Genomic DNA, 24,674 nt, shown 5'->3' on the forward strand with positions numbered 1-24,674 from the left:
GAGCGCTTGATGCTGAATTATTTTCAGCATATGAAGTGAGGGGGAAAAGTATCATGAAAGAAGGAAGAATTCATTCAATCGAAACGTGTGGAACCGTAGACGGGCCTGGATTACGCTATGTTATCTTTACTCAAGGCTGTTTATTACGCTGTCAATTTTGTCATAATCCGGATACATGGAACATGGGAGCAGGAAAGAAAATGTCTGTACAAGAGCTGGTGAAGGATATTAAGGGCTATCTCCCATTCTTCCAATCTACCAATGGAGGAGTGACTGTCAGCGGCGGAGAGCCTTTACTTCAGGTTGAATTTTTACTCGAATTGTTCACCGAACTGAAAAAATTAGGAGTACACACAACCATTGATACTTCTGCCGGATGCTTTAACCGCTCCCCTCACTTTATAAAAAATTTAGATAAAGTACTGGAATTAACTGATTTGGTTTTACTTGATTTAAAGCATATCAACGCTGCAGCGCATAAAGAGCTCACTGGTCTGTCCAATGAACATATTCTCGACATGGCCCGCTATTTAGACGAGAAGAAAGTGCCTGTCTGGGTCCGTCATGTACTTGTTCCCGGTGGCAGCGATAACGATGCACATTTACAGCAGCTCTCCGATTTTATTGCGACATTAAATAATGTCGAAAAAATAGAAGTGCTGCCGTATCATAAATTAGGTGTCTATAAATGGGAAAATCTTGGTTTGGACTATCCGCTGGAAGGTGTAGAGCCACCGACAGAGGAACGGGTGAAAAACGCCGAAGATATTTTGAATCGGGTGAAAGTGATATAGCGATAGGGAATCGGAATCCATTGCTGTATCCTGCCCTTTATATAGATGAGAAGAATGGAGCCGCTTCTTTTTAGGAGCGGCTCTATTCATTATTACCGTCTATAAAACAAAAAACATCAATGGTGTTTCTCATTTTGCTTTTTCACGAAAAATAAGCAGAACAATAATTGTCTTCTCTATATAAAAAAAAGCCACCTTTCAGAAATCTTGTCATAAAACAAACAAGAAAACGAAAAATGACGTCTGTCGGTTTATGTAATTTTCAAGTATAAACCGTGGCCTCCGATAATATAACTGAAAGACACAAATCTCTGTATAACAAGACTTTTTTACGCCCCCGGCAGGATTCGAACCTGCGGCACATGGTTTAGGAAACCAATGCTCTATCCCCTGAGCTACGGGGGCTTTGCACATAATCAGCAGTGGAAACCGCTCAATTATGCTTCATTATCCGTCCATTGAAAAATAAACGAACAATCGTATTATACTAAACCTTATCTATTTTGGGAAGCATCGTGTTTCATTTATTTGCCGGCTCTCTGCAATCTCGTCCGATAAGGAATCGACAGGACGTGAAGAATCATCAGCAAACAGCCCATGAGAATAATTTCTACAGAAGACAGCCTTAGCAGAAAGGCCAGCCCTAACAGAATAGGAATGGCTAATAAAGGGAGCCAGCCGCCTTTTTTACTTGCATTATAATAATTTTCTTTGCCGCAGTGCGGACAAATCATTTTAATCTTAAATACCTGCTTAAAGGTCTGTCCATAACTCCATCTTTTCCCGCAATAACTGCAATCCGGTGTATGCATCTGCTTTCCCTCTTCTCTTTTTTAAAGTACGTGTAAAAAATTAGTTCTGAGCATTCGTAATCTCGATAGACCGATTTCGTGCGCCATCGACACATGCTTTAATTATCTTATCAAATTCATTCGCCATTAACTGGTTTAAACCAGCCTCTGTGGTTCCTGCCGGGCTGGTAATATTAACACGGAGCTGTTCCGGGTCTGCGCCAGATGTCTCCAGCATTTTTCCTGCGCCGATCACCGTCTGGGTCAGCAGCTCTAATGCCGTATCCCGGTCCAATCCTGCTTCAATTGCTGCTTTTTCCATTGCTTCCACCATGTAGTAGAAAAATGCCGGTCCGCTTCCTGCAATCGCCGTAATCGTATGCATCTGCTCCTCATCAACAATTTTTGTTGTACCCACTGTCTGGAATAGTTCCTCAGCAAAGTAAAGCTGACCGAGTTCGACATTGGTTCCCTTTGAAATAGCAGTAGCTGATTGGCCGATCAATGCAGACGTATTCGGCATGGTTCGAATAACAGGAATACCTTCTCCCAGCGTTTTTTCCATCTGTTCGATAGATAACCCTGCAATCACCGAAATAACCATGTGATGCGGTTTTATATAATTTTTTAGCCAGTCTAAATAATCCTTCGCATCCTTAGGCTTCATCGCTAAAATAATAATATCTGCTTTCTCGATCATTTCTTCTTTATCCAGGTCGCAAGTCACTCCATACTTTTCAGCAATCAGATCTAACCTTGCTTTATCACTGCGATTCGTCACCAGCACCTGTTCTTTTGTAACAACATTAGTCCTTGTAATGCCTGCAATAATCGCCTCTGCTAAATTTCCTGCTCCAAAAAATGCAATTGTTTTTTCCATGTAGTTTCCTCCTGTGTGTTTCTTCTTTCCTTTAATATTTTATTTCACCGATACCTCAGAGCAATAAAAAAAACTGATTATACATCCCTTGTAAAGGACGAAATCAGTATTATTCCGCGGTACCACCTTTGTTGATAAAAGTTATCCACTCACATTGATAATGCAGTTTACTGCAGTCAGCATACACTAACCTACTCCCGGATAGGTTCATCAAGGCATTTACAGAAATCTTACAGCCGCCGGATTTCCTCTCTTTGGTAAATACACATCGATTACTGGTCCGTTCACCGTATTTCTTTATTGAATTGTACTATAAGGCCTTGCCATACTTTTGTCAAGACTGCACCCATCAGAATGGATTGCAGCGTCTTTTTATCTGCTATTCAAAACAAATTTTGCTATACTTATATTGTACATGAATGTAAGCCAGAAAGGAATTTTATCAATGGATGAATCAAAACAGATACACCAGTTAACCGCTGTACGAAAAGAACTGACACGTTTCATGCTCAGCTATAAATTTGGACTGGATGAAATCAATACCAAGCTGAACATCCTTCAAGAAGAATTTGAGCATATTCATGATTATAATCCGATTGAACATTTAAAATCACGTATAAAAACACCTGAAAGTATTTTACGAAAATGCCAGCGAAAAAACATTTCGATTACGCAAAAATCTATCAAGAATCATATCAAGGATATTGCAGGAATCCGGATTGTCTGCTCCTTTATATCCGATATTTATAAAATCAGCGAAATGATCCAAGGTCAGCAGGATATCAAAGTCATTGAAACGAAAGACTATATTAAGCATCCAAAACCAAACGGATATAAAAGTCTGCATCTGATTTTATCCATTCCTGTCTTTTTCTCTGACCGTCAGGAAGAGGTATTTATCGAAATTCAAATCCGTACCGTTGCGATGGATTTCTGGGCGAGCTTAGAGCATAAAATTTATTATAAATATGATGGGGAAGTACCGGCACATCTGGTAGAAGAATTAACAACCAGTGCAAATATCGCAAATCAACTGGATGAAAAGATGGAGTTTCTTCATACGGAAATCAATGAAGCAAAAGAGGATAAACATGCAGAGAGCAAGCTTAACTTTCTGCCGCTTGATAACAAACGCTTCCCGCTGCCAAAGCAGTTATTAGAATCGTTGTTGGAGCGAAGAGATAGAGAGTAAACATATATATGTATTAGAAAACCCGCAGCACGAAAGCTGCGGGTTTTTATCTCCAATTTTTTACGGTTGTTTTAAATGGAGGAGGTAGAGGGATTCGAACCCCCGCGCGGTTTGACCCGCCTCTCGGTTTTCAAGACCGACCCCTTCAGCCAGACTTGGGTATACCTCCATGAAATAACGCTAATTTGCTCACTTCCTAGCGAACAAAATATACTATATCATCCTCAAAGATGACTTGTCAATATTTTTTATCAAAAAATAAGAGGCCCCCAAAGATGGAGAGCCTCTTACTTAATCATTACTTGCCAATCACTTCAATGCCGCTCATATACGGACGCAATACTTCAGGAATTACTACACTTCCATCTTCCTGCTGGCAATTCTCTAAAATAGCCGCTACAGTACGTCCTAACGCAAGACCAGAACCGTTTAACGTATGGACAAATTCTGGTTTTCCATTTGCTTCGCGGCGGAAGCGAATTCCGGCACGGCGCGCTTGGAAATCCTCAAAATTAGAACAAGAAGAAATTTCACGGTACGTATGCTGGCTTGGAATCCATACTTCAATATCGTATTTTTTCGCTGCTGTAAAGCCTAAATCACCTGTACACATACTCATCACACGATAAGGGAGTTCTAACAGCTGCAATACTTTTTCCGCTTCCCCTGTCAGTCTTTCTAATGTGTCATAAGAATCTTCCGGTTTCACGAAATTCACAAGCTCCACTTTGTTAAATTGATGCTGGCGAATCAAGCCGCGTGTATCTCTTCCGGCAGAACCTGCTTCAGAACGGAAGCTGGCGCTGAATGCAACATATTTTTTCGGCAACGCCTCTCCTGATAAAATCTCATCACGGTGATAATTGGTTACAGGGACTTCTGCAGTCGGCACCAGAAAATAATCCCAGTCTTCCAGTTTAAACGCATCCTCTTCAAATTTCGGAAGCTGTCCTGTTCCTGTCATACTCAGGCGATTCACAATGTATGGAGGAAGCATTTCCTGATAGCCATGCTTATCCGCATGCAGATCCATCATGAAGTTTAATAATGCACGTTCCAGTCTTGCTCCTAATCCTTTATAAAAAACAAAACGGCTTCCCGTTACCTTTGCTGCACGTTCAAAGTCCAAAATATCTAAATTTGTCGCAACATCCCAGTGCGGCTGTGCTTCAAATGAAAATTCCGGCACCTCTCCCCATTTACGTGCTTCTACATTATCATCCTCATCTTCACCAACAGGCACACTCTCATGCGGCAGATTAGGAATAGAAAGCATGATATGTTCCAGGGTTTCCTCAATGTCTTTTAATTCTTTATCATATTTAGAAATTTGATCTCCAACTTCACGCATAGAAGCTATGGCTTCCTCCGCATCCTTCTTCTCGCGCTTTAAAACAGAAATTTCCTTAGACACTTCATTACGTTTTGCCTTTAGTTTTTCTGTCTCTGCAATCAATTCCCGTCTTCTTACATCAAGCTCGCCAAATTTGTCTAAATCGCCAAGGTCTTCTCCGCGGTGTGCTAATCTTTGCTTCACTTCATCAAAGTTATTTCGTACATATTTCATATCTAACATACTGATTACCTCCTATATTTTTAATGTCTTTAAAACCATAAAAAAACTCCCATCCCTTATGTAGAAAGGGACGAGAGTATATTTCCCGCGTTGCCACCCTAGTTAAAGAATCTATACAGACAGATTCTTCCGGCTTTATATACGAATAACGTCGTATCTCCGTGCTTACTTACGTGACTGAACCACTTCAATAAGCATGCTCCAGGATGGATTCACTGCATTCTAACGCTAATTTGCACCAGATATTAGCTCTCTATAGATAGAATCAAACAGCTACTGCTTCCTATCAACGCTTTATTATTTCAATGAATGATTGTATATCATCATAATCTATTTCCAATCAGGTTGCAAGACTTCCTGCAAAAATTAGCTGAAAAGTCCCTTCACCCAATTAAATGCACCTTGGAACATGTTTACAAAGAAATCACCAATAGATTGTAACGTAAGCATAAACCAATTTGCTTTTTCAACGGAGTCCATTGCAACTAAATCATAACTTTCCTGACTCGCTTCATCGGAAATATATCCAAAATCTTCTTCTTCTCCATCATAGACAACGGTAACTGTTCCGATAACTTCATCTGCTTCCACTGGAGCTTCTAACTCTCCATTATCATTCAATCTGTCTTCATCAATTTTATATTCTAAATGATACAGATCTTCCTCACCAGTTTTGATCGGAACATGAATCCCTTCATTGATGCCAATATTTACTTCTTTTTCTTTTCCTCTTGCAACCGGAGCTGTTTCATTGCCTTCTTCTTGATATCCTGCCGGGAATAATTCTTGTGTTTCAAATTGATCAAATCCATAATCAAACAGTTTTGCAGTCTCATTAAAACGGGCATCTTCACTGTCTGTTTTCATAACCACACTGATAAGACGTCGTCCATCCCGTTCTGCTGTTCCTGTAAAAGCATAACCGGCAACCGTTGTAAAACCAGTTTTTAAACCATCTACACCTTCATAGTAATGCTTCTGTAAATAATCTGCATCATGATCCAGCATGTAATTCCAGTTACGGATCTCCTGATCATCAAATTCCGTACTCGGCACGCTGGAAATTTCTAATGCTTCCGGATAATCATTCACTAATGCAGACCCTAAAATTGCTGCTGAACGGGCTGATAATAAGTTTGTATCGTTAGGACTTGTTCCTTCTGGATAATTATCCCCCAGACTCTCATTATCTAATCCGCTGGAATTAACAAATTTATATTCCGGCATTCCCAGTTCTTCTGCCTTTGCATTCATCATTTCGACAAATTCACTTTCTGAACCTGCAATTAACTCTGCAAGTGCAATCGTTGTCGCATTATCTGAGTTGATTGCCATTGCTTTATATAAATCTTCTACTGTGTAATCTTGCTGCTGTCTTAATCCAACCCCTGAAAAATCATCATTGCTGGATATTTCATATGCATAATCACTAATTTGTGTTGTTGTATCCCAGGAAATATCTCCGTTTTCAACTGCTTCCCAAACGAGATATTCTGTCATTATTTTCGTCATGCTAGCAGGAGGCAATGCCACATCCGGGTCCTTTGCAAATAATACTTTCCCCGTTTCTGCATCCACTAAAATAGCCGATTCCGCTTCTATATCTAATCCATCTGCATACACAGACATGGATGGTGTAACAAAAGATGTTAAAACAAGCGCTGCTGCAACCACCAAAAGAAACAATTTTTTCATAGACTTTCTCACATTTCCGTACCTCCGTTTAATAATATAGCCATCAACATACGTTCTATGTATTCTGCTGAGCACGCTTCACATTTTACCATAAAAATTCATAAAAAAATAGATGGAGCAACATCCTCCATCTATTTTTTTTACGACCGTATGACACAAATTTGTCATCAACTAAATTGCTTAATTATTCTCTTTTTTACTGCATAAAATAGTTCGGTGCTTCTTTCGTAATCTGAACATCATGCGGATGGCTTTCCTTCAACCCAGCCCCGGTAATCCGGATAAATCGGGAATCGTTTCTTAAGCTCTCCAGATTTTTCGTTCCACAATATCCCATGCCGGAGCGTAAACCGCCTGCCAGCTGATGGAAGGTATCTCCCAGCGAGCCTTTATACGCAATACGTCCTTCAATGCCTTCTGGAACAAGCTTTTTATTCTCTGATTCACTTTGGAAATAACGGTCTTTGGAGCCTGCTTGCATTGCTCCAACAGAGCCCATACCGCGATATACTTTATATTGACGTCCTTGGAAAATTTCTGTTTCTCCAGGGCTTTCCTTTGTTCCGGCAAAAATACTTCCCAGCATTACAGCATGTGCACCTGATGCCAAAGCCTTCACAATATCGCCGGAGTATTTGATTCCGCCGTCTGCAATAACGGGTACACCGTATTCTTTTGCTGCTCTTGCGCAGTCATAAACTGCTGTAATTTGTGGTACACCGACCCCTGCTACTACTCTTGTGGTACAGATAGACCCCGGTCCAATACCTACTTTGACAACGGAAGCTCCTGCTTCAATCAAAGCTTTTGTCCCATCCTCTGTAGCAACATTTCCTGCAATAATTGTCAAATCAGGATACGTTTCGCGAATGTGTTTTAATTGATCGAGAACACCTTTAGAATGACCATGTGCTGTATCGATTACAATGGCATCTACACCGACATCCACTAATTTTTCAATCCGCTTCATCGCGTCGCCTGTCACGCCGACTGCAGCTGCTGCAATCAACCGTCCTTGTGCATCCTTTGCTGCATTTGGAAATTCAATGACCTTTTCAATATCTTTAATCGTAATTAACCCTTTTAGAATTCCCTGATCATCAACAAGAGGCAGTTTTTCAATTTTATATTTCTGCAGAAGCTTCTCTGCTTCATCCAGTGTTGTTCCCACTGGCGCTGTCACTAATTCCTCTGTGGTCATCACTTCCGAAATCAGAATCGAATAATCTTCAATAAAACGTAAGTCACGATTGGTTAAAATACCGACGAGCTTTTGTTCCTCAATATTATTTACAATGGGAACTCCTGAAATGCGGTATTTTCCCATTAAATGTTCCGCATCATAAACCTGATGCTCCGGAGTTAAGAAGAACGGGTTCGTGATTACGCCGCTTTCTGAGCGTTTCACACGGTCTACTTCCTCTGCCTGCTGTTCAATAGACATATTCTTATGAATAACTCCAAACCCGCCTTGACGTGCCATCGCAATTGCCATTTCTGCTTCTGTTACTGTATCCATTCCAGCACTGATAAATGGGGATTTCAATTTTAAATTTGATGTTAAATCAACACTCAGATCCACCTGGTTTGGTAAAACATCTGATTCTGCCGGAACAAGCAATACATCATCAAATGTCAAACCTTCTTTTGCAAATTTGTCTTCTCTCATTGCTAGCTCATCCTCCAATCATTGAATTCGCAACCTCAATTCACTTCACTTACGGGTATTATACAGTTTTCAAGGTATATCCTTATCGAATATCGGAGAAACTGCTAAAAAAATACCAATCCTGTGAAAGCAGCAGCAAATATCTATTTTTACTTACATTACGCTTTTTTTCATGCTTTTTCAAGCACCCTACATATAGAAAAAATAGAGGATAGATTCAAAATATTTAAATAGTTATGGAGCTGTAGAAATGTTGCATGTTGAAGATTTATATCCATTTTTAACCACTCAGGAAAATGCACAAAATTACCTGAAGAAAAGTTACTCATTTCTTCGTGAAGCTCAGGCAAAAAGCTATCAAAACAGCTCTGCTTTTATCCATTATATTCATAATGGAACATGCTTTATGGAATCAAGCAGGCAAAGCAGTGTGCTGGTTCAGCCTGTTCTGTCTTTTTATGGAATGACACATCTTTTAAAAGGCTGGTTGCTGTCAAAGCGCCCTGATTATCCGGAAACAACAGCTGTTCTTGCGCATGGTCTGACTGCCCGGAAAAGAAAACGCAAGGATTATCGATTTATCGAGGATGAGGTCAAATTACAGCAAAAGGGGTTATTTCCATATGTAAGCCGCCATTTATTTTCTCTCTATCCCTTTCCATTAGAACGTGTTTCAATGCGTCTGTTATTAGCTTCTATTCCAGAATTAAGCAATATTTGGCAGCTTTATCAGGAGGAGTCGATGATTATTATTGGGAATAAAAACAGTAAACTGCTTCGTTTTCCCAATCGGATTTTAGATGGATTTTATTTAAAAGAAGATACCTTTGTCGAGCGTATTCGGGCTTTTTTGCCTCCAATTGAGGATATACAACAAAAAAAGGAGGAATTACAGCTTTATCTGACCGGGCCCGTCAAAGATTGGGACGGCCCCTTTCGTTATGATTTGCATAATGAAGCAATTTATTTTCCAGCGAATCGGGCAAACTATTTTCCTTATTCCGAAATCCTGGTACATTATCTGCTGCTATTTAATTTGAGTATGATTTGCCGTTATGAAACAGAATGGTGGGGTGAGCTGATGCAAATGAAAGCAGACCGGGAATATCCGCTTATCCAACGATTTTTAACCGTCACCCAGCAAAAAACACCAGCGCTTATCGGCCATCATTTACTACAGAATTTTAAAGAATAAAGCTGTTCCAGCAGATACAAAAACAACGGACGGGCTATGAATCACTTCGCCTGTCCGCTGTTTTATATCATCTTTCAATATCTCATCGTTTTACCTATTCCTCGTTGTTATCGTCTGCACCTTCATTAACTTCTTTATTTTCCTCAGATGCTTCGATTTCCTCTGCCGCTTCCTCTTCTTCTTTCTCAATTCGTGCTACTGTTGCAACTTCTTCGTCATCCTGCAGACGTATCAAGTGTACCCCTTTGGTATTTCTTCCAGTTTGTGAAATATCGGATACTTGCATTCGGATCAGAACGCCGCCGGCAGTAATAACCATTAAGTCTTCATCACCCTGAATGGCTTTTACATCAACTACATGTCCTGTTTTTTCATCCAGCTTACACGTAAATACACCTTTACCGCCACGATTGATACGGCGATATTCATCTTCTGGTGTCTGCTTTCCAAATCCTTTGCTGGTTACATGGAGAATTTTAGAACCTTCATCCATAATTTCCATGGAAACAACTTCATCATCCTCACGCAGGGAAATACCTTTTACTCCTGCTGCGGTTCTACCCATTGGACGCATTTGTTCTTCTTCAAAACGAATCAGATAGCCATTTTTCGTAGCAATCATAATTTCTTTTTCGCCATCTGTCATGCGGACAGAAATCAGCTCATCCTCTTCCCGAAGATTTACAGCAATCAGGCCGCCTTTACGGATGTTTTTGAATTTTTCAAGGGATGTACGTTTTGCAACCCCAAGCTTCGTTGTAAAGAATAAGAAGTGATCCTCATCAAACTCAGTTACAGAGATAACGGCGTTCACCCATTCTCCTTTTTCTACTTGAAGCAGGTTAATAATTGGAATCCCTTTAGCTGTCCGGCTGAACTCCGGTACTTCATAACCCTTTGTTTTATATACCTTCCCTTTATTCGTAAAGAAAAGAACTGTATCATGTGTTGATGTGGATACAAGGTGTTCTACAAAGTCATCCTCATTGGTTCCCATGCCCTGGATACCTCGTCCGCCACGGCGCTGCGTACGGTAAGTAGAAGCAGGCAAGCGTTTAATATAGCCCTGGTGGGTCAATGTAATAACGATATTCTCTTCCGGAATTAAATCTTCATCTTCAAAGAAGCCCGCTCCACCGGCAACAATTTCTGTACGGCGTTCATCACGGAACTTCTCTTTGATTTCCGTCAGCTCTTCACGAATGATTTCCAATACTTTCTCTTCATCCGCTAAAATAGCTTTTAATTCAGCAATCAATGCCTGCAGCTCTTTGTATTCTTCTTCAATTTTTTCGCGTTCTAATCCTGTTAAACGCTGTAGACGCATATCAAGAATAGCTTGGGCTTGTTTCTCGGATAACTGGTAACGTTCCATTAACCCTTCTCTTGCAATATCTGCTGTTTTTGAATTACGGATTAAAGAAATAACCTCATCCAAATGATCGAGTGCAACACGCAAGCCTTCTAAAATATGAGCGCGTGCTTCGGCTTTATTTAATTCAAAGGCTGTACGACGCTTGATAATTACTTTCTGGTGATCTAAATAATGCATCAGGCATTGTTTGACAGTTAATACCTGCGGACGTCCGTCCACAAGCGCAAGCATATTGATACCAAATGTCGTTTGCAAGGAAGTATGCTTATATAAATTATTCAAAACCACATTCGCATTTGCATCTCTTCTAAGCTCCATAACAACCCGCATGCCATTACGGTCTGATTCGTCACGAAGATCGGTAATGCCGTCAATTTTCTTATCGCGGACAAGCTCCGCTATTTTTTCAATGAGCTTGGCTTTGTTCACTTGATAAGGAAGCTCTGTCACAATAATGGTTTCTTTGTCATTTTTGCCTTGCTCAATATTGATTTTAGCCCGGATGGTAATGGAGCCTTTTCCTGTTTCGTATGCTTTACGGATACCGCTTCTGCCTAAGATTTGTCCTGCAGTAGGGAAATCTGGACCAGGAAGATAATTTTCCATGATTTCATCCACAGTTAAATCCGGATTTTTACTGATTGCCAGAACAGCATCAATCGTCTCTCCCAGATGATGCGGCGGAATATTAGTCGCCATACCGACTGCGATTCCAGAAGTTCCATTGACAAGTAAATTCGGGAAACGTGCCGGAAATACAATTGGCTCGCGTTCCGCTCCGTCATAGTTATCCTGATAATCAATCGTGTCTTTATTAATATCACGAAGCAGTTCCATGGAAATCTTAGACATACGTGCTTCTGTATAACGCATCGCTGCTGCTGAATCGCCATCGACCGAACCAAAGTTACCATGTCCATCCACTAGCATATACCGGTAACTGAAATCCTGTGCCATTCTTACCATTGTCTCATAAACAGCTGAGTCACCGTGCGGATGGTACTTACCTATAACCTCTCCGACGATACGTGCTGATTTTTTAAATGCTTTGTCAGAGTGCATTCCTAAATCATTCATTGCGTAAAGAATACGGCGATGTACGGGCTTCATTCCATCTCGAACGTCTGGCAATGCTCTTGCCACAATGACGCTCATTGCATAATCCAAGAAGGATGTGCGCATCTCTTTACTTATATTTATTTCCTGGACACTCGGACGATTTTCCTCTGCCATAGTCTAATAACCTCCCAATCACCATTATGTTAGTGATTCCTCGAATCTTTCATTTGGATAAGCTGGATTGCACTATTTAAACAATTTGAATATGTTTGAAAAACAAAAATAACAATACAACTTATACAGCTATTATATTTTTAATATCTGACAAGAAAGGGATAGAAGTACTTCTATCCGCTTTGTTGTCCTTATTAAAAGGATGTAATACTTAAATATCTAAGTTTTGTACGTATTGGGCGTTTTCTTCGATAAAGTTGCGTCGCGGTTCTACTTTATCGCCCATCAGCATATCAAAAACCTGGTCTGCGTCGATTGCGTCACTGAGTTCAACCTGCAGCAGTGTGCGGGATTCTGGGTTCATTGTGGTATCCCATAGCTGATCTGCATTCATTTCTCCTAACCCCTTATAACGCTGAATACCTGGTTTTGGTGCTTTTGGAATCTCTTCCAGAAGCGCATCCAATCCTTTATCCGAATAAACATAGTGAACAGATTTTCCTTGTTTGATTTGATAAAGCGGCGGCTGGGCAATATAAATATACCCGTGCTCAATCAACGGACGCATATATCGATAGAAAAAGGTCAATAATAACGTTCGAATATGAGCGCCATCTACATCGGCATCTGTCATAATGACTACTTTGTGATAGCGTGCCTTTGTAATATCAAATTCTTCGCCGATGCCGGTTCCTAATGCCGTAATCATAGCTCGTACTTCATTATTTGATAAAATTCGATCTAAGCGCGCTTTTTCGACATTCAGAATTTTTCCGCGCAATGGCAGGATAGCCTGATAATGACGGTCTCTTCCTGATTTTGCGGAACCGCCGGCAGAATCACCCTCTACGATATACAGTTCACTCAAAGAGGCATCTTTGGAAGAACAGTCAGCAAGCTTGCCAGGCAGACTTGTTACATCCAATGCACTTTTACGGCGGGTCAGCTCTCTTGCTTTTTTCGCTGCCAGACGTGCTCTGGATGCCATAAGTCCTTTATCAACAACGATTTTAGCAATTGTCGGGTTTTCATAGAGAAATTTAGAAAAGGACTCTGAAAATACACCATCTGTAATGGCCCGTACTTCGCTATTACCAAGTTTTGTTTTTGTCTGTCCTTCAAATTGCGGGTCTGGATGCTTTACAGAAACAATCGCTGTCAGTCCTTCGCGGACATCCTCTCCGGACAGGTTGGCGTCACTATCTTTCAATAGGCTGTTCTTTTTCGCATAATCGTTGATAGCACGTGTCAAACCGGAACGGAAACCAACTTCATGTGTACCGCCCTCGTACGTATGGATATTATTTGCAAAAGAATATAAGCTCGTTGCAAACCCATCGTTATACTGGATAGCAATTTCCACGGCTATTCCCTGATCTTCGCCTTCAGCATAGAAAGGCTCGTGCAAGACTTCTTTATTTTTATTAATAAATTCAACATAAGAACTGATTCCGCCCTCATAATAATACGTTGCCGGATCTTTATCAGTGCGCTTATCCTCGATGGAGATACGCAATCCTTTGTTTAAGAAGGCAAGCTCTCTCAGGCGCTGCTCTAATGTTTCATAGTTATATTCAGTAGTTTCTGTAAAAATTTCTTCATCCGGTATAAAATGGGTGACTGTCCCTGTAATATCTGTTTCGCCAATTACGGTAATTTCACCCTGAGGTACACCTTTTTTAAACGAGAGGTAATGAATTTTTCCATCCCGGTGGACAGATACCTCCAATTTACTAGAAAGAGCATTTACAACAGATGCACCTACACCATGAAGTCCGCCGGAAACCTTATATCCGCCGCCGCCGAATTTACCGCCGGCATGAAGAACCGTCATAATGACTTCCAAAGCTGGACGGCCTGTTTTCTTTTGAATATCAACAGGAATCCCCCGGCCATTATCTATTACAGTAATACTGTTATCTTCTTCAATAATGACTTCAATATGATCACAATAACCTGCCAGTGCTTCATCGATACTGTTATCCACTATCTCCCAGACAAGGTGATGTAATCCTTTTTCACTGGTGGAGCCAATATACATTCCCGGTCTTTTCCGAACTGCCTCAAGACCTTCAAGTACTTGTATCTGATCAGCATCATAGGCTTGGTTTTCTGTAATTTTGTCTTCCATCGACATCTTCTCACACTCATTTCTATATGAATTACAATCCATCCATTTGTATATATTAAAAAGAGAAGGCTCTGCATTTTCCTCAGCAGAAATCTCTTGATTTTGTTATCTCAGGCTTATTCTTCATAATAATCCTCTAGATTACTGATTGTAGTTAAAATACCTGACCGTTTTCTTAAAGTAGTTACAGATAAAGAACTGAAAAAAATATGATCTGCAGTAACCATAATGGATTTGGCCTTTTTTTCAGGACCGGAAACTTTGTTTTGCTGCTTCCATTCCTGTATCATTTGATACATTCCTGACGCATTGGTATATAAATCGTAATCAATAATCGCAACGATTTCCCGAGACCGGATAACATTGTCATTGCCAATGTGAATGAACACGATCAATCGCTTCCTTTCTTCATTAAACCAGACTTTTTTCCATCCTCAGGGGTATATTTTGTATAAAGAATAAACGCTCTTAGGTGCCAAAAAAATACAATACCCTGGAAACTTTTTGTACATCCTCTTTTTACAGCTGGAAATTATGACTCTTCTTTATTGGTCGCAACTCCCTGATGAACATAAAATAACTCAGCATTTTTTAGCGTTTCATGATGAATCCCGTCTACATTCGTGGTGGACACAAATGTCTGCACCTTTCCCTGAATGGTATTTAATAAATGCGACTGGCGATAATCATCCAGTTCACTTAACACGTCATCCAGTAAAAGAATCGGATATTCGCCTACTTCCTGATAAATCAATTCAATCTCAGCCAGTTTAATCGACAATGCGGTTGTCCGCTGCTGTCCCTGAGAACCATATGTTTGTACATCTTTGCCATTTACTAAGAAGATAAGGTCATCCCGGTGCGGACCAATCAGCGTGGTGCCGCGCTCTATTTCTTTTTCACGGACATCCTTGAAGGAATCTTGGTAGATAGTAGCTATTTTCTCCTTATCTGCCTCTTCTGATACCTTTATTGTCGCGTCATATTGAATTTCTAAGTTTTCTAGATTGCGGCTGATGCCTTCATGAATCGGTCCTGCCCACTTTCTTAACAAATCAAGATAGACAAATCTTCTCTCCAACAAAAAAGAAGCATGCTCAACCAGTTGGTCTGTTAATACATCCAACATCGTTTCATCAGCAGAGCTCCTGCGCTGCAGCTGCTTTAATAAATGGTTTCTTTGCTTTAGTATTTTTTGATATTGAGATAAATGGTATATATAAGTTGGCTGGATTTGGCCTAACTCCATATCCATAAAACGCCGGCGAATCTGCGGAGCACCTTTTACAATGGTTAAATCCTCCGGTGCAAACATAACCACATTAACCGCACCTATATAGTCACTTAACCGGTGCTGCTCCAAATGATTTACTTTTGCTTTTTTTCCTTTGGATGAAATGGAGATTTGCAGGGGAATCGATTGATTTCTTTTTGTAATCCTGCCCTCTATTGTAGCATAATCTGAATCCCAGCGTATGAGCTCTTTTTCCCGCATGGTCCGGTGAGAACGGGTAAAAGAGAGTACATAAATAGCTTCCATCAGATTGGTTTTCCCTTGAGCATTCTCACCGATGATGACATTTATTTTATCATCAAATGTAATATCCAATGTTTCATAGTTGCGGTAATTGGTTAATTTTAACTGTTCAATATGCATGCTTTAATCCTCTTTAAGAATGATAAATGATCCTATCTCATCAATTTCAAGGACATCTTCGGGATATAATTTTCTTCCGCGGCGATGTTCACGTTCCCCATTTACCACAGCACCTATATCTTGAAGATATGCTTTGACCATTCCGCCAGAATCTAAAAAGTTAATCAGCTTGATGCATTGCCCAAGCGTAATGTATTCCGTATCTATTTTTATCTGTTCATGCATGGATATCACCAAATACTTTCTATTTGTTTTATCTGCCTTTATTTTGACCAAAGACAAATGCGATTATTTTTTCCTCTATTGTCTATTTTACTAAAGATTGATTAAAAAAGGAAGAATAGGCCTCAAATAATTACAAAAAGATGCGTTACAGAGCTTTTAAGATATTTTTAATGGGGGAATTCTTATTTCCCTAATCTCTTCTTAGAGCGCGTTTTCTGTTGTTTTTTTAAAGGGGTTGTCAAAAAAATGCGGTTTTCTTTCTCATTATCGGTTCTAATCCAAAAGAAAAAGCTCTTTCTTCCACAAAAGAGCTTTTAAATGATCAGGTATAACTTTTACTTAATCATCCAGCTGGAATACTTTTTTTAACGCGTAATGCGTAAAAATTAATAGGTTCTTACCGGTAAAATAAGCTGCAGGATGGAATCATTTTCTACCGGGCAAATGATAAATGGACGCATTGCTCCAGTGAATTCTATCACTACTTCATCATATTCAATCGCTTTTAGCGCATCGATCATATATTTTGAACTGAAGGATATCTTTAAATTTTCTCCGTTAATCTCATCAGCTGTGACTTCTTCTTCAACATTTCCGATTTCTGGAGAGTTACTTGAAATCTGGATAACCCCATCATCATTGCTGGTAAATTTAACAACATTATTTCTTTCTTCTTTTGCTAATAAAGAAGCACGTTCGATTGATCTTAATAGCGGTGTTGTTTTTATTTGGATTGTTGTTTTACTATGATCCGGAATCAATCTCGATGTTTCTGGATAATTCCCGTCCAGTAATCGGGATAAGAAATTTAAATGCTTCGTACGGAAAAGAATTTGGTTATTCGTTACACTGATTTCTACTGTTTCCTCTGAATCATTTAAAATTTTATAGAGTTCATTGAGACTTTTTCCAGGAACAACAACCTGTTCTATCGATACATTCGTTCCTGTTACTGGAACCTCTCTTTTGGCCAGTCGATGGCTGTCAGTTGCTGTAAATACAAGCTTTTGATCTTCCAGCTTGATATTTACTCCGGTTAAAATTGGTCTGGTTTCCATCGTAGACACAGCAAAAACAGTTTGTTTAATCATACTTTTTAATAAGTCAATTGGCATTTCAAAGCTATTTTCTGTTTCTACTTGTGGAAGATGCGGATATTCATCGGCGCTCTGTCCATTTAAATTAAATTCTGATTTTCCGGAAGTAATTTTTACATTAAACTGCTCATCAACAACTATATCTACTTGTGCTTCCGGGAGCTTGCGGACAATTTCAGGAAAATATTTAGCCTGCAATACAATAGTTCCATCTTCTATATTTTCAACATATACTTTATCTTCATCTTCTGCAGGAATATAAGATTCAATAGAAATATCTGAATCACTCCCGGTTAATGTCACTCCGTGTTGTCTCACTTCTATCTTCATTCCAGTCAATATCGGAATAACTGTTCTGGAAGAGATTGCTTTCATAACATCCTGTACACTGGCAATCAGTTTATCTCTTTGTATTGTAAAACGCATGTTTATATCCTCCTCAGGTTTTAAGAAAAGTTTTACAGCAACTATTTCTTAAATTCTTTTCAAAATCAATAAAAAAGGGTTCTATATATTTATTAATTATAATATAAAACCAGTAATAACAGTAATAAGTGTTGTGATTACTGTGGATAAGTAAGTTTAGCATGAAAACATCAAAGTTTTCCACATGTGTATAACCTGTTCATAAGTGATTCACTTTTTTCACAGCATACACAGCTGCTTCCTTCTGCATAATTAAAAAGCAGGAGGACAACAAAGGCAATCCTGTTTCTATTTAGGTTTGCCTTTGTTGTGTTTTCTCTATAGGTGGATGCTCAAAAACTCCAATAAAAACGCATTTTTTGAACATGTATTATAAGGATTTAAGTTTTTCTTTTAATTCTTCAATATCCCGATCGAGCTCTGTATCTGTTTCAAGCAGCTTCGAAATTTTTTCATGGGCGTGAATGACGGTCGTATGATCTCTTCCGCCAAATTCCTGGCCAATTTTAGGCAGGGATGAGTCCGTAAGCTCCCGTGACAAATACATTGCAATCTGTCTTGGAAAGGCAATCGATTTGGTACGTTTTTTAGCAGGAAAATCTTCCAGACGGATATGATACCGGTCTGCGACAACCTCTTGAATCGCAGGAATGGTAATTTCTTTTGGTTTATTACTTGGAATGATATCCTTTAATGCATTTGCTGCCAACGATGCGTCAATGTCTTGATTGACTAAAGAAGAATAGGCAACAACACGTATCAGCGCGCCCTCCAGCTCCCGGATGTTTGTATTGATTTGATTAGCAATATAGAGCATAACCTCATTCGGAATATCTAAACCTTCTGCTTTTGCCTTTTTATTTAAAATGGCAATTCTTGTTTCTAAGTCAGGAGGTGTGATATCGGTAATCAGACCCCATTCAAAGCGTGAACGCAAACGATCCTCTAATGTAGGAATTTCTTTTGGCGGCCGGTCACTGGAAATAATAATTTGCTTGCTTTCTTCATGCAGCGCATTAAATGTATGGAAAAATTCTTCCTGTGTGGATTCTTTTCCAGCAATAAATTGAATATCATCAATAAGAAGGACATCAATATTGCGATATTTATTACGGAAATGATTCGATTTATTATCCATAATGGCATTGATAAATTCATTCGTAAATTTTTCAGAAGTCAGGTAAACCACTTTCGCATCTTTATTATGTTCTCTTACATAATGACCAATTGCATGCATTAAATGTGTTTTCCCTAAACCGACGCCGCCGTAGATAAATAAGGGATTGTACGCTTTAGCAGGAGCTTCCGCTACAGCTAGCGATGCTGCGTGTGCAAAGCGATTTCCGGCGCCGATAACAAATGTATCAAATGTATATTTATCATTAAGCATTGACTTGGGGGAATCCGTTGTTTTTGCATCGATATTCGGTTTTGGCATGGGTTTTTGATCGGATGGCTCTTCCACAGAATCAGGAATAATAAATTTTGCATTCAGACTTGTCCCAGTAGTTTTTTCCAATGTTTGCGTAATTAAATCTGTATACTGTGTCTCCAGCCAGTCCTTTGTAAATTCATTTGGAGCAGAGATAACCAATGTATTTTTTTCTAAGTGAAGGGCTTTTGTATTCTTCAGCCAGGTGTCAAAGCTCGGCTTACTTAATTTCTCTTTAATAATGTCCAATGTGGCATCCCAAAGTTCTTCAATATTTTCCAAAGTTACTTTCACTCCTTTCGACCTGAGTTAGGAAATAGGCTTAATAGCTGACAGCAATAAAAAAGAATCAACCAGCGCATTCCATTAATATTCATCATAGAAATTCATAACTTCTATTCAGAAGAAAAAAGCCTCTCTCAATCTATTTCATGTATTAGATGGAAAGGCAGACGTATTAAAATAAAAAAAGCGCTGTGGATAAATAAAAAAGAAATCATATATACGATTAAATACGAATATAAAAGATATTTACATTATACTATTAAAGCTAATTCTAAATAAAATATGACATATATAAACGCTATCCACAACTTTGTAGAAAACTTTATCAAAAATCAGTGGAAAGAATATCCACATCTTATCCACAATCTGTGAATAAGATTTATCTGCGAAATGATTTCCACAAACTAAAACATAAATATAATACCAAATAAAACTGAATAAATCAATGGCTTTTAAATAGTTATCCACATATTCTATCTGTTGTGTGTTTTGCTTATAAACAACACTGTATTTTGTGATTATCCTGTTTATTTTTTGTGTGGATAGACAAAAAGAAAGGAAATATATCCGATATAAGATGTGGATAATAAGAGTGATTTCTAAAATAGAAATTCTGTGCGGGCTGTATTAATTTCTGTACTATTTTTGGAGGGATACCAAAATCAATGATTAAGCTGCATCGATGTTAAAGCAAGGTGATTAGTGGAAGAAGTAAAATTTAGAAGGAATAAAGGGGATGTTATATGGAAAGGAATATATCAGCATGGTAATAATGAAAATGTGTGGCAGAGAATATGATTAATCTTTACACGACAGCTGTCGCAGCGAACGCAAAATGATAAAATTTTATTTCAACTATATATAGCAGTTAAAATATCGACCGAAAAAATGTGTGAGGAATAAAGGTCGTTAGAATTTTATTAAATACCCGGTTGACAAAATCAATCATTTTTTCGTATAATATCAAGGACTGTCTAAAGGATAAGTTATAAGCTATTTTAGTTTAAATATGAACTTGGAGATTCCAAGGAGGTGCACACTCATGAAAAGAACGTTTCAACCAAATAACCGCAAACGTAAAAAAGTTCACGGCTTTCGCACGCGTATGAGCACAAAAAATGGTCGTCATATCTTGGCTCGTCGTCGTCGCAAAGGACGTAAAGTTTTATCTGCATAAGCCACTGACAACTATCAGTGGTTTTTTTTCTGTATTTTAGAGGATATGCTTATTCACATAAGGAGTACATATTTTATGCTGATAAAAATGGACAAGTTTGCTGAAACAAGATGAATAGAAAAAGATGTATGCGGGTTAAATTAAAAGGTGATGACGGTGAAAAAACAATTTCGGATTAAAAAAAATGAAGAATTTCAGGCAACATTTAAACATGGGAATTCTTTCGCAAATAGGCAGCTGGTTATTTATTATAAAAAGAAAGATAATCAGGATCATTTTCGGATAGGTCTGTCTGTAGGGAAAAAAATAGGAAATGCCGTTGTCAGGAATCGGATTAAAAGGTTGTTGCGAGCGTCTTTTCAAGAGTTAGAGCAAGATATTAAACCTTGTTATGATATTGTAATCATTGCCAGAAACCCAACGAAAACAATGAGTTACGAGATGATGAAAAAAAGTCTCTCGCATTTACTATATAAAGAAAAATTATTTAAACATTCCAAGTAAGAACAAGTTTAGGATAGAATTCGCAATGTAAATAAGCTAAAATAGCAATTATAAGCGTTGGTAATATTAAGGAGGAAATGTTTTGCGTAGAAAATACGGGATATTAGTCACATTTCTCGTGTTAGCGGTTTTTTTAGCTGGGTGTACCCAAATCGATGAACCGATTACACCTGAAAGTGAAGGAATATGGAATACAATCTTTGTTTACCCATTATCATGGTTTATAACAATGATTGCAGAATTTTTAAATGAAAACTATGGACTGGCAATTATCCTGGTAACAGTAGTTATCCGTTTACTCTTAGTACCATTAAATGTAAAACAGATCAAAAGCACGAGGGCAATGCAGGAAGTGCAGCCGCAATTACAGGAACTTCAGAAAAAGTATGCGTCTAAGGATGCGAATACACAGCAGAAATTACAGCAGGAAACGATGCAATTATTCCAAAAGAATGGGGTCAATCCATTAGCAGGTTGTTTACCGATTCTTGTACAGATGCCAATATTTATTGCAATGTATCATGCAATCAGACGTACGACAGAAATTGCTACACATGATTTCCTCTGGTTCCAGCTTGGAACACCAGATTTTGTTTTACCGATTCTGACAGCGCTGTTTACGTTCTTACAGCAGAAATTAATGATGTCTACGAACTCCGCAGCAAACAGTAATCCGCAAATGCGTTTACAGCTGCAGATTATGCTTTATGTCATGCCGATCATGATTGGTGTTATGGCATTCTTCTTCCCGGCAGCATTGGCGTTGTACTGGGTAACAGGTAACATATTTATGGTATTCCAGACACTTCTTATTAATAAGCCGATGATGTCAAAAAAATAATTTTTAATAATGGGGGAAGAAATTCCCCCATTATTTATAAGAAAAATAGTTAAATATTTTGCATTTTTAAAAATATATGTGAATTCATCAAAAGTCCTAGCTACAGTACTTAATCAGAAGATATAGCAGCCGTTTTCCCTCACAAAAGTATATATCATTTTTTGCCAAGTAAGGGAAATTACGGATACTCATGCTGTGATTAATGGAGGGGAAGCGATTGAGAGAAGTAACTGCAAGTGGTCAAACCGTTGAAGAAGCGATTCAATCAGCTCTGGAGCAATTGGGAGTGGAAGAGAATCAAGTAGATGTTGAGGTCATTGATGAAGGCAAAAGAGGAATGTTTGGCATATTTGGGTCCAAGCGTGCTTATGTAAAAGTAACGGTCGCAAAGGATCCAGTTGAAGAAACTGCTCAATTTATCAAAGAAGTTACTAGCAACATGAATCTCTCAGTAAAAGTAGATACCGAAATAAAGGGAAACCATGTAACGTATACGATGCATCATGAAAATATTGCGAAGCTTATCGGAAAACGGGGCCAGACTTTAAATGCGCTGCAATATTTAGTTCATTTAGTCATTAATAAACAGAATGATACGTACTATACGGTAACCTTAGATGCAGAAGGTTACCGCGCGAGAAGAAAAGAAACACTGGAATCACTCGCGTTAAAAATGGGAGATAAAGCACAGAAAACGAAGAAAAAAGTAGTACTGGAGCCGATGCCGGCATTTGAACGTAAAATTATCCATAGCTTCCTGCAGGATAAGCAGGTTTCTACTTATTCTGACGGCGTCGAGCCACATCGTCATATTGTTATAAAACCATAGATAAAAGGAAAGCCAGGGAGATTAAAATCTTTCTGGCTTTTCATTTGTATTTTAATCAACTTTCGCACCTAATAATAAGTATATATATCTTGCTATCCTGGCAGGAAGAGAATGATTAAATAGTGTTATGCACATGTGGATAACACTAGGTCGAAAATAAACAAAACTATTTTTGTGGATAAGTTTCCTTTTTTCTAAAACTATGTTATTCTTGATTGTTAGTGATAATAAAAATTAACGAATTAATTTATAGATATAGAATGAAAGGAAGGCAGGTGAATAAGTATGGATACAGATACAATAGCAGCGATATCCACTCCAGTAGGTGAGGGGGCGATTGCAATTGTGCGTCTAAGCGGACCGGAAGCAATTCCGTTAGCCTCGGATGTGTTTGAAGGAAAGAGCCTGAAAGAGGCAGATTCCCATACAATTCATTATGGGAAAGTGATTGACCCGGAAACAAAGGAATTAGCAGAAGAGGTTATGGTTTCCGTGATGCGTGCTCCGAAAACCTTCACCCGTGAAGATATTGTTGAAATCAACTGTCATGGCGGATTGGTTTCCGTGAATCGTGTGTTAGAGATTATGCTCGCAAAAGGAGCACGTCTGGCCGAGCCGGGCGAGTTCACTAAACGTGCCTTTTTAAATGGCCGCATTGATTTATCACAAGCGGAAGCAGTAATGGATTTGATCCGTGCAAAGACAGATAAAGCAATGAATGTGGCATTAAAACAAATGGATGGACGTCTGTCGAAGCTTATTCAGACGTTGAGACAAGAATTACTGGAGACCGTTGCCCATGTAGAGGTAAACATCGATTATCCAGAGTATGATGATGTTGAGGAAATGTCGCACACCTTGATGGAGGAAAAGACCAAAGAGGTGGGAGAAGAAATAGAGAAGCTTCTGGAAGTTGCAGCGCAAGGGAAAATTTTGCGCGAAGGCTTAGCAACGGCCATTATTGGACGTCCAAATGTCGGAAAGTCTTCCTTAATGAATACCCTGGTGCAGGAAAATAAAGCTATTGTTACAGAAGTTCCAGGGACAACGCGTGATATCATTGAAGAATATGTGAATGTCCGCGGGGTTCCTTTACGTTTAGTAGATACAGCAGGAATCCGGGAAACAGAGGATATTGTAGAGCGTATTGGCGTGGATCGTTCCAGACAGGTATTGAAGGAATCCGATTTAATTTTATTTGTATTAAATTATAATGAAGCTTTGAGTGAGGAAGATAAAAAATTATTTGAAGCTGTGCAAGGTTTAGAGTATATTGTCATCATCAACAAGACAGACTTAGAGCAGAAGTTAGATTTAGAAGAAGTACGGAAATTTGCAGAAGGCAAGCCTGTCGTGACAACTTCCTTAATTGAAGAGCAGGGTGTTGATCAGCTGGAGCAGGCAATTGCCAATACCTTCTTCTCTGGTGAAGTAGATACAGGCGATTTAACGTATGTATCCAATGTACGTCATATTCAGCTGTTAAAACAGGCAAAACAGGCTTTGGATGATGCTCGCGAGGCAATTGAGCTTGGCATGCCGATGGATATTGTGCAAATTGATGTAACACGTTCATGGGAGTTTATGGGAGAAATTATTGGCGATACAGCAAGTGACAGCTTGATTGATCAGTTATTCTCTCAGTTCTGCTTAGGAAAATAACGGATATG

General features: G+C 38.9%; 20 protein-coding genes, 2 tRNA genes and 2 other annotated features. Of the genes, 8 read left to right on the forward strand and 14 right to left on the reverse strand.

Going from position 1 to position 24,674, the window contains the following annotated elements; translation table 11 throughout:
- Window positions 1-53 precede the first annotated feature (53 nt).
- Window positions 54-794, forward strand: coding sequence for a pyruvate formate-lyase-activating protein (pflA, locus tag ACW0TQ_RS19940; protein ID WP_042528620.1), 741 nt, complete (start codon window positions 54-56; stop codon window positions 792-794).
- A 332-nt stretch (window positions 795-1,126) separates the two neighbouring features.
- Here the strand turns inward: pflA and ACW0TQ_RS19945 are convergent.
- The 3 genes from ACW0TQ_RS19945 to proC form a co-directional block, all read right to left on the reverse strand.
- Window positions 1,127-1,199: transfer RNA gene (locus ACW0TQ_RS19945), tRNA-Arg, on the reverse strand.
- A 119-nt stretch (window positions 1,200-1,318) separates the two neighbouring features.
- Complete coding sequence (locus ACW0TQ_RS19950; RefSeq protein WP_042528622.1) at window positions 1,319-1,606, reverse strand: TIGR04104 family putative zinc finger protein; 288 nt, start codon at window positions 1,604-1,606, stop codon at window positions 1,319-1,321.
- A gap of 40 nt (window positions 1,607-1,646) precedes the next feature.
- Window positions 1,647-2,465, reverse strand: a complete 819-nt coding sequence (gene proC, locus ACW0TQ_RS19955; protein ID WP_256705451.1) for a pyrroline-5-carboxylate reductase — start codon at window positions 2,463-2,465, stop codon at window positions 1,647-1,649.
- A gap of 90 nt (window positions 2,466-2,555) precedes the next feature.
- Window positions 2,556-2,762: a binding site (T-box leader), on the reverse strand.
- A gap of 148 nt (window positions 2,763-2,910) precedes the next feature.
- Here proC and ACW0TQ_RS19960 point away from each other — a divergent pair.
- Entirely contained in the window at window positions 2,911-3,657 is a 747-nt protein-coding gene (locus ACW0TQ_RS19960) for a GTP pyrophosphokinase (protein ID WP_042528626.1), read from the forward strand.
- Window positions 3,658-3,733: 76 nt separating this feature from the next.
- Here the strand turns inward: ACW0TQ_RS19960 and ACW0TQ_RS19965 are convergent.
- The 4 genes from ACW0TQ_RS19965 to guaB all read right to left on the reverse strand — a co-directional run bounded on the left by ACW0TQ_RS19965 (window position 3,734) and on the right by guaB (window position 8,597).
- A tRNA-Ser gene (locus ACW0TQ_RS19965) sits at window positions 3,734-3,826 on the reverse strand.
- A gap of 129 nt (window positions 3,827-3,955) precedes the next feature.
- Window positions 3,956-5,233 (reverse strand): serine--tRNA ligase, encoded by a 1,278-nt coding sequence (gene serS, locus ACW0TQ_RS19970; protein ID WP_368901756.1) that lies wholly within the window; start codon window positions 5,231-5,233, stop codon window positions 3,956-3,958.
- Window positions 5,234-5,296: 63 nt separating this feature from the next.
- Window positions 5,297-5,532: a binding site (T-box leader), on the reverse strand.
- Between the two features lie 67 nt (window positions 5,533-5,599).
- Window positions 5,600-6,940 carry a D-alanyl-D-alanine carboxypeptidase family protein gene (locus ACW0TQ_RS19975; RefSeq protein WP_455725945.1) on the reverse strand — a complete coding sequence of 447 codons (1,341 nt, stop codon included), beginning with the start codon at window positions 6,938-6,940 and terminating at the stop codon, window positions 5,600-5,602.
- A 184-nt stretch (window positions 6,941-7,124) separates the two neighbouring features.
- A complete protein-coding gene (gene guaB / locus ACW0TQ_RS19980; protein ID WP_042528636.1) occupies window positions 7,125-8,597 on the reverse strand; it encodes an IMP dehydrogenase in 1,473 nt (490 codons plus the stop codon).
- A 250-nt stretch (window positions 8,598-8,847) separates the two neighbouring features.
- Between guaB and ACW0TQ_RS19985 the strand changes: the two genes are divergently transcribed.
- Window positions 8,848-9,792 (forward strand): YaaC family protein, encoded by a 945-nt coding sequence (locus ACW0TQ_RS19985; protein ID WP_042528638.1) that lies wholly within the window; start codon window positions 8,848-8,850, stop codon window positions 9,790-9,792.
- 94 nt (window positions 9,793-9,886) lie between these two features.
- On the opposite strand, the gene gyrA is transcribed toward ACW0TQ_RS19985, so the two are convergent.
- The 7 genes from gyrA to dnaA all read right to left on the reverse strand — a co-directional run bounded on the left by gyrA (window position 9,887) and on the right by dnaA (window position 19,650).
- A complete protein-coding gene (gene gyrA, locus ACW0TQ_RS19990; protein WP_256705450.1) occupies window positions 9,887-12,400 on the reverse strand; it encodes a DNA gyrase subunit A in 2,514 nt (837 codons plus the stop codon).
- Window positions 12,401-12,611: 211 nt separating this feature from the next.
- Entirely contained in the window at window positions 12,612-14,537 is a 1,926-nt protein-coding gene (gene gyrB / locus ACW0TQ_RS19995; protein ID WP_193063774.1) for a DNA topoisomerase (ATP-hydrolyzing) subunit B, read from the reverse strand.
- Between the two features lie 110 nt (window positions 14,538-14,647).
- A complete protein-coding gene (gene remB, locus ACW0TQ_RS20000) occupies window positions 14,648-14,920 on the reverse strand; it encodes an extracellular matrix regulator RemB (RefSeq protein ID WP_341172345.1) in 273 nt (90 codons plus the stop codon).
- A gap of 143 nt (window positions 14,921-15,063) precedes the next feature.
- A complete protein-coding gene (gene recF, locus ACW0TQ_RS20005; protein WP_042528646.1) occupies window positions 15,064-16,188 on the reverse strand; it encodes a DNA replication/repair protein RecF in 1,125 nt (374 codons plus the stop codon).
- Window positions 16,189-16,191: 3 nt separating this feature from the next.
- On the reverse strand, window positions 16,192-16,413 hold the full coding sequence (gene yaaA, locus ACW0TQ_RS20010; RefSeq protein ID WP_042535606.1) for a S4 domain-containing protein YaaA: 222 nt from the start codon (window positions 16,411-16,413) through the stop codon (window positions 16,192-16,194).
- A gap of 386 nt (window positions 16,414-16,799) precedes the next feature.
- Window positions 16,800-17,936, reverse strand: a complete 1,137-nt coding sequence (gene dnaN / locus ACW0TQ_RS20015) for a DNA polymerase III subunit beta (protein WP_193063772.1) — start codon at window positions 17,934-17,936, stop codon at window positions 16,800-16,802.
- Window positions 17,937-18,306: 370 nt separating this feature from the next.
- Window positions 18,307-19,650 carry a chromosomal replication initiator protein DnaA gene (gene dnaA, locus ACW0TQ_RS20020; RefSeq protein WP_042528650.1) on the reverse strand — a complete coding sequence of 448 codons (1,344 nt, stop codon included), beginning with the start codon at window positions 19,648-19,650 and terminating at the stop codon, window positions 18,307-18,309.
- Window positions 19,651-20,695: 1,045 nt separating this feature from the next.
- Between dnaA and rpmH the strand changes: the two genes are divergently transcribed.
- The 5 genes from rpmH (at window position 20,696) to mnmE (ending at window position 24,666) form a co-directional block, all read left to right on the forward strand.
- On the forward strand, window positions 20,696-20,830 hold the full coding sequence (rpmH, locus tag ACW0TQ_RS20025) for a 50S ribosomal protein L34 (RefSeq protein WP_042528652.1): 135 nt from the start codon (window positions 20,696-20,698) through the stop codon (window positions 20,828-20,830).
- Between the two features lie 156 nt (window positions 20,831-20,986).
- The gene (gene rnpA, locus ACW0TQ_RS20030) at window positions 20,987-21,334 is read left to right on the forward strand and encodes a ribonuclease P protein component (protein WP_042528654.1); all 348 of its coding nucleotides are present in this window, start codon (window positions 20,987-20,989) and stop codon (window positions 21,332-21,334) included.
- Between the two features lie 82 nt (window positions 21,335-21,416).
- A complete protein-coding gene (gene yidC, locus ACW0TQ_RS20035) occupies window positions 21,417-22,175 on the forward strand; it encodes a membrane protein insertase YidC (RefSeq protein ID WP_042528655.1) in 759 nt (252 codons plus the stop codon).
- A gap of 217 nt (window positions 22,176-22,392) precedes the next feature.
- Window positions 22,393-23,004 (forward strand): RNA-binding cell elongation regulator Jag/EloR, encoded by a 612-nt coding sequence (gene jag, locus ACW0TQ_RS20040; protein ID WP_455725946.1) that lies wholly within the window; start codon window positions 22,393-22,395, stop codon window positions 23,002-23,004.
- Window positions 23,005-23,289: 285 nt separating this feature from the next.
- A complete protein-coding gene (mnmE, locus tag ACW0TQ_RS20045; RefSeq protein WP_042528659.1) occupies window positions 23,290-24,666 on the forward strand; it encodes a tRNA uridine-5-carboxymethylaminomethyl(34) synthesis GTPase MnmE in 1,377 nt (458 codons plus the stop codon).
- The last annotated feature ends 8 nt before the right edge of the window (window positions 24,667-24,674 follow it).

It is taken from the genome of Oceanobacillus sp. M60 (assembly GCF_053839645.1).